The sequence below is a fragment of the Bradyrhizobium sp. P2_E8 genome (assembly GCF_056403875.1).
Genome location: NZ_JBFUES010000579.1, coordinates 1 through 4,815 on the forward strand (window position 1 = coordinate 1; position 4,815 = coordinate 4,815).

General features: G+C 61.6%; 7 protein-coding genes. 5 read left to right on the forward strand and 2 right to left on the reverse strand.

What is annotated here, in order from left to right; translation table 11 throughout:
* Together AC1D00_RS26945 and AC1D00_RS26950 are read left to right on the forward strand one after the other, a co-directional pair.
* On the forward strand, positions 1-817 hold an 817-nt coding region (locus tag AC1D00_RS26945; RefSeq protein WP_477012743.1), incomplete at its 5' end, for a serine hydrolase domain-containing protein.
* Between the two features lie 135 nt (positions 818-952).
* Complete coding sequence (locus AC1D00_RS26950; protein WP_477012744.1) at positions 953-1,360, forward strand: hypothetical protein; 408 nt, start codon at positions 953-955, stop codon at positions 1,358-1,360.
* 22 nt (positions 1,361-1,382) lie between these two features.
* Here the strand turns inward: AC1D00_RS26950 and AC1D00_RS26955 are convergent, their stop codons facing one another.
* Both AC1D00_RS26955 and AC1D00_RS26960 read right to left on the reverse strand, forming a co-directional pair.
* The gene (locus tag AC1D00_RS26955; RefSeq protein ID WP_477012748.1) at positions 1,383-1,796 is read right to left on the reverse strand and encodes a GFA family protein; all 414 of its coding nucleotides are present in this window, start codon (positions 1,794-1,796) and stop codon (positions 1,383-1,385) included.
* Positions 1,797-1,854: 58 nt separating this feature from the next.
* Positions 1,855-2,397, reverse strand: coding sequence for a winged helix-turn-helix transcriptional regulator (locus AC1D00_RS26960; protein ID WP_477012745.1), 543 nt, complete (start codon positions 2,395-2,397; stop codon positions 1,855-1,857).
* 89 nt (positions 2,398-2,486) lie between these two features.
* Between AC1D00_RS26960 and AC1D00_RS26965 the strand changes: the two genes are divergently transcribed.
* From AC1D00_RS26965 to AC1D00_RS26975, 3 genes are all read left to right on the forward strand, one after another.
* Entirely contained in the window at positions 2,487-3,284 is a 798-nt protein-coding gene (locus AC1D00_RS26965) for an SDR family NAD(P)-dependent oxidoreductase (protein WP_477012746.1), read from the forward strand.
* 102 nt (positions 3,285-3,386) lie between these two features.
* Positions 3,387-4,049, forward strand: coding sequence for a glutathione S-transferase family protein (locus AC1D00_RS26970; protein ID WP_135173388.1), 663 nt, complete (start codon positions 3,387-3,389; stop codon positions 4,047-4,049).
* A gap of 158 nt (positions 4,050-4,207) precedes the next feature.
* On the forward strand, positions 4,208-4,815 hold a 608-nt coding region (locus tag AC1D00_RS26975; RefSeq protein WP_477012747.1), incomplete at its 3' end, for an AraC family transcriptional regulator.

The following is a 4,815-nucleotide window of genomic DNA, read 5'->3' on the forward strand; positions in this document are numbered from 1 at the left end:
TCTGGTGACCGAGGGCAGGATCGATCCGCAGGCGCCAGTGACCGACTATGTGCCGGAGCTGAAGGCGAGCGCGTTCGGGGACGCGCGCGTGCACGAGGTCATGGATATGACCACGGGCCTCGAATACACCGAAGTCTACACAGACAAGAACTCGCATGTGTGGGGCCTGCGGCGCGCCAACGGCATGGCGCCGATTCCGCCTGACTATGACGGCCCGACCACCATTTTCGATTTCCTCGTCGCGCAGAAGAAGCAGGGCGAGCACGGCAAGGCCTTTGCCTACAAGACCGTCAACACCGACGTGCTCGCCTGGATCATCAGGCGCGCCAGCGGCATGACGCTGTCCGATCTTCTCTCGGAACGGATCTGGACGCCCATGGGCGCGGAGGAAGACGCACATTATCACGTCGACCGCATCGGCACCGAGAGCGGCGGCGGCGGCCTGTCCACCACGCTGCGCGATCTCGCCCGTTTCGGCGAGACCATGCGCAATCACGGCCGCTTCAACGGCCGCCAGATTGTGCCGTCGTCGGTGGTCGAGGACATCGCGCGCGGCGGTGATCCCGAAAAGTTCAAGCCGGCCGGCTACACCACGTTGCCGGGTGCCTCCTATCGCAATCAATGGTGGGTCACGCACAACGCCCACGGCGCCTACATGGCGCGCGGCGTCCATGGCCAGGGCATCTACGTCGATCCCGAGGCCGAGATGGTGATCGCGCGCTACGCCTCGCACCCTGTCGCGGGCAACGCCGCCAACGATCCGGTGACGCTGCCCGCCTACATGGCGCTGGCGAAGGCGCTGACGGCGGGCGGGTGAGCGGGACCGGGAGGCATAGTCGTGAATTCGCCCATGGCGGCACAGAGCTGACGCCGCATTGACTGGCTGGAAGGCAATCTCTTGAAACGGTCCGCCGTGTGGTTTGGGTTGATGGGGCCGGCGGTCGGATTCGCGATGATGTTTGCCGTCTCGCTCGCGGGAATCTTCTGGCAGATGGTCATGAGGTCAAGCGACGCCGTTCTGCCGAATGGCTCGCTGGTCTCGACCGCGCTTGGTGTCCTGACGCTCATCCCTGTCCTTTTGATCGGGGCCTATGTCGTCGGAGCGCCCGCCGCCTTTGCCGTCGGCGCGGCGACGCGATGGATGTCGAACCGCGCCTTCTCGAAGTCATGGATCGTCGTCGCCAACCTTCTCATCGGAGCCGGGATCAGCATGGCGACCATCTATTGGCTCGATGAATTCGTGATCCCGCATCCCCATTTGGGTTCGGCGCCCATGTTTGGTCCGCGCATGTGGGTCATCGTCGGAGGCGTTGGTGCCGCTTCGGCGGTGATGTGCACGCTGGCCGCCATGCGTCGCTAGCTTTCGCTCTATCTGGCTATCGTCAACGCGATCCCGGATGCCATTCCGGCAGCTTGGGAATCTCTGGATCGAGATGATCCCATGCATAGCCGCGCGAGCAGAACAGGGCGACCGCCGGTTTGAACGTGCTGGCATCGTCCAGCGTGCCGACATAGATGCCGATGAATTCGGGTTTCTCGTCCGGTTTGTTGTAGATCGGCGAACCGCAGTTCGGACAAAATCCTTTGCGCTTGACCGCGCCGCCGTCTGCCGTGCGGGCGATTTCGCGCACTTCGCCGGTGACGGAGAGAGCGTTGCGCGGGAATACGAAGACGGAGCTATGACCGGTCCCCGTATCGCGCTGGCAGTCGCGGCACTGGCATTGGAAGCCGCGGATCGGCAGCTCAGAGATCGAATATCGAACAGATCCGCAAGAACATCTGCCTGTGAGAGTCATTGGCACCGGCCTCCACAAATTGATCCGAACGCAATGTCAGGCGTTGTTTTTGACCAGCTCATCTCTTCGTCTTGACCCGGCGGGGCAATTTTTCGGGTGTTGGGGTGACATCTTTCTGTCCAGTGACCGCCTTCGCAAACGCAGCCTGAAGCTTCGCGATGACAGACGGCCCCTTCATCGGACGTCYGAGGTGGAGACTCCGCAGTTCATCCATGAAGTCCGACCAAAGATCCGGCCCTCCTTCCTCCAGGAGTTGCGCGCGAACCGAAAGAACGCGTGTGGCTGGCGTATGCCGGCGTCCCCAGGCTCCCATCATGGCGAGCAGGGGGACAAGCTGAATTGCCGGCTCCGTCAGGCTGTAGACCGCTTTCTGGCGATGCGTTGGATCGTCGGATCTTGAGAGCAGCCCGGCATCGACGAGGCGATGCAACCGATCCGCCAGAATGTTGGACGCGATCCCTTCTTCGGATTGCGTCAGCAACTCACGGAAATGCCGGCGATTGCCGACCAAAATGTCGCGGATGACGATAAGGCTCCACCTGTCGCCGAGCATTTCCAGAGTGAGATTGATCGGGCAGCCGGACCGATGTGGCTCAACCATTCGCAAAGTCCTCATTGGAAGCTAATTGACAAAACTGATCCCATTATGCAAGTAGTTTCAAAATGCAATCAGTTTGAGGCGAGGCGCCGATGCTGTTGGAGGGCAAGACTGCCGTTGTATACGGCGGCGGTGGAGCGATTGGCGGCGCGGCCGCGCGGACATTCGCTCGCGAAGGAGCAAGGGTCTTCATCGCTGGAAAGACGCTCTCCAAGCTTCAAGACGTCGCTGCGGACATTGAGCGGAAAGGAGGCGTTGTCGACATCGCTGAAGTCGATGCACTGGATGCGTCCTCGGTAGACCGGCACTTGGAGCATGTCCTGGCCGCTGCCGGGCGCGTCGATATAACCTTGAATGCCACCGGGATGTTTCATGTCCAGGGCGCGCCTCTTGCCGAGCTCTCGCTCGAAGATTTCTTGTTCCCCGTGACAGCCTACATGAAATCGAACTTCATTACGGCCAAGGCTGTAGGGCTCCAGATGATCCAGCAGGGTTCAGGCGTCATTCTCACCCTTTCAACCCCGGGGGCACGCGCAACCGGTCCGGGCGTCCTGGGATTTGGTGTGACGTGTGGAGCGATAGAGACCTTTTCACGGCTTCTCGCCGCCGAATTGGGATCAAGTGGAGTCCGTGTYGTGTGTCTTCGCCCGGACGCAATTCCGGAAGCATTGCCGGCATCGCACGCGCAGGCGGTATTTGAGGGCTTCGCCAACCGCGCAGGCGTGACGGTGGAGACGATGCTCGACGATTGGGTGCGCAAGGGCGCTCTCCTTCAGCGTCCGCCGAAACTGGCGGAGGTGGCGGAATTCGCTGCCTTTGTTGCATCGGACCGCGCCGGCGCAATGACCGGCGCCATCGCGAACCTCACTTGCGGTTCAGTGCTCGACTAGGCGAAAAATGTTCGGACCCGTTCGAGACGCTTGGCAGCGAACCCCACCGAGAGWGTTGGCGGCTGTCCATAGGATGCCTCACGATATGAGAGAGGTGCTTCAATGACTCCGCAGGTTTCGGCGTTTCGGTGGGTTCCACCGTTTGCCCAAGGATATGCCCTGGATCATCGGGTCCGTTGGGCGCTCGAAGAGGCTGGCTTGCCGTATGACGTCATCCTGGTCGATCGCGAAATTCTGGACGGGAGCGAATACCGCGCTTGGCAACCATTCGGGCAGGTGCCAGCCTATCGCGATGATCAAGTTGAGCTGTTCGAGTCCGGAGCGATTGTATTGCACCTTGCCAGGCAGTCGGAGGCGCTGGCGCCCACGACAGCCGCGGGTTTCGCACGCGTGACCGCCTGGGTCATCGCCGCATTGAATTCCGTCGAACCCCACGCGAAGAACTTTGTTGGACTGGAAACTTTCCATGCAGGTGAACCCTGGGTGAAAGACTATCGTCCGGTCGCGGAAAGCGGTCTGCGGCGGAAACTGACGGGCCTGAATGTCTGGCTCGAGAACAGGGAATTCCTCGAGGGGCGGTTCACGGCCGGTGACATCGTGATGAGCACTGTCCTCAGGGAGCTCACCGACAGCGGCATTTTGAACGACTATTCGGCAACAAGATCGTACGTTGACAGATGCGTAAGCCGACCAGCGTTCCAACGCGCGATCCAGGCCCAACTGGAAGACTACAAGCGGAATACGCCGCCTGGCATCAGCGACTGACTGGAGCCGCCACGGGGACGGTGAAGGCGGCGCATCAGAACTATCCGGACCGGGTGCGGCGGGTGCTGGAGCGCGACCTGCGATCTGCCAAACCGCAAGATCGGTCGAGCAAATCATGGCCGTCAGCGACTAACTGGAGCCGCCACGGAGGAGGGACGATGAAGGGGGCGCTGCAAAACTATCAGGACCGGATGCGGCGGGTGCTGGAGCATATCGACCGGAATCTCGACAGCGATCTGGACCTGGAAAGCTTAAGCGCTGTTGCGGCCTTCTCGAAGTTTCATTTCCACCGGCAGTTCACGGCGACCTTCGGGTTGTCAGTGCATCGCTATGTCCAGTTGGCCCGTATGAAACGCGCGTCCTACCGGCTGGCCTACGCGGACGCCCAAAGCGTCACGGACATCGCGATGGACGCCGGTTACGATGCCCCGGATGCCTTCGCCCGCGCCTTTCGGCAACGGTTCGGGCAATCGCCGTCGTCGTTCCGCAACTCTCCCGACTGGGAGCCGTGGCTTGTGGCCTTCGGGCCTCTCGACAACGCGAGGAGCAAGCTCATGAAGAGATTTACCACTGACGACGTGACGATACGCGATGTGCCCCCGACGCGGGTGGCGATCATGGAGCATCGGGGCGACCCGGCAACGCTCGGCGACACCATCCGGCGGTTCATCGCGTGGCGCAAGGCAGCGGGCCTGCACCCGAGGATAAGTCCGACCTTCAATGTCTGGCGGTCCGAACGGCGTCCTGACTCGCCGGCCGCTTACAG

What these genes read in the sequence shown, in the direction of transcription:
- AC1D00_RS26950 (WP_477012744.1), top strand. Translation starts at nt 953, where the DNA reads ATGATGTTTGCCGTCTCGCTCGCGGGAATCTTCTGGCAGATGGTCATG.
- AC1D00_RS26955 (WP_477012748.1), bottom strand. Translation starts at nt 1,796, where the DNA reads ATGACTCTCACAGGCAGATGTTCTTGCGGATCTGTTCGATATTCGATC.
- AC1D00_RS26970 (WP_135173388.1), top strand. Translation starts at nt 3,387, where the DNA reads ATGACTCCGCAGGTTTCGGCGTTTCGGTGGGTTCCACCGTTTGCCCAA.